The 880-nt window shown below is 42.6% G+C and carries 1 pseudogene; it reads right to left on the bottom strand.

Going from position 1 to position 880, the window contains the following annotated elements:
- Nucleotides 1-483: 483 nt before the first annotated feature.
- Nucleotides 484-880: pseudogene (locus tag HMPREF2607_RS10465) on the bottom strand (MSCRAMM family adhesin SdrC); the annotation flags it as partial.

The raw sequence follows: 880 nt of genomic DNA, 5'->3' as shown, positions 1-880 counted from the left end.
GTCTAACTCAGAGTCAGCGTCAGAAAGTGCTTCTATTTCTGAATCGCAATCAGTGTCTAACTCAGAATCAGCGTCAGAGAGTGCTTCTGTATCAGAATCACAGTCAGTCTCAAACTCCGAATCAGCGTCAGAAAGTGCATCAGTTTCAGAATCACAGTCTGTTTCAAACTCAGAATCAGCATCAGTAAGTGCTTCAATCTCAGAATCACAGTCTGCTTCAACGTCAGAGTCAGCATCAGTAAGTGAATCAATCTCAGAATCACAATCAGTGTCTAACTCAGAATCAGCATCAGAGAGTGCATCAGTGTCTGAATCACAATCCGCTTCAAACTCAGAGTCAGCGTCAGTAAGTGCTTCAATTTCAGCTAGTGAGTCAGCATCATTGAGTGAATCGCAAAGTGCAAGTGCATCAGTGTCTGCTTCAGAGTCAGCATCATTGAGTACATCAAGCTCATTGAGTGCTTCTGTATTTGAAAGCCAGTCTCAAGCCTTCAGTGCTTCAATTTCTGCAATCATTTCAACTGTAGAATCTATTTCGAACTCGGCTTCAAGCTTCATTTCAGCTAGTGAATCAATTTCAACATCTAACTCAGCATCATTGAGTGAATCGGCGTCATTGAGTGCATCTGTTTCAGGCTCACAATCAGTATCTAATTCTGAAAGTACATCTGTAAGTGCTTCAATCAGTGAATCACAATCAGTTTCAAATTCAGAGTCTGCATCAACAAGTGCTTCAATCTCAGAATCACAGTCTGTTTCAAACTCAGTATCTGCGTCAGTCTCAGTAAGCACATCTGCATCAGTCTCTGCATCTGAGTCAGCAAGCGCCTCAGCTTCAGCCTCTGTCTCAGAATCAGCAAGCACATCCGCTTCAGTCTCT

The organism is Streptococcus sp. HMSC078H03 (genome assembly GCF_001808655.1).
Taxonomy (GTDB): domain Bacteria; phylum Bacillota; class Bacilli; order Lactobacillales; family Streptococcaceae; genus Streptococcus; species Streptococcus salivarius_G.
This window is presented reverse-complemented; position numbering and strand designations above follow the sequence as displayed.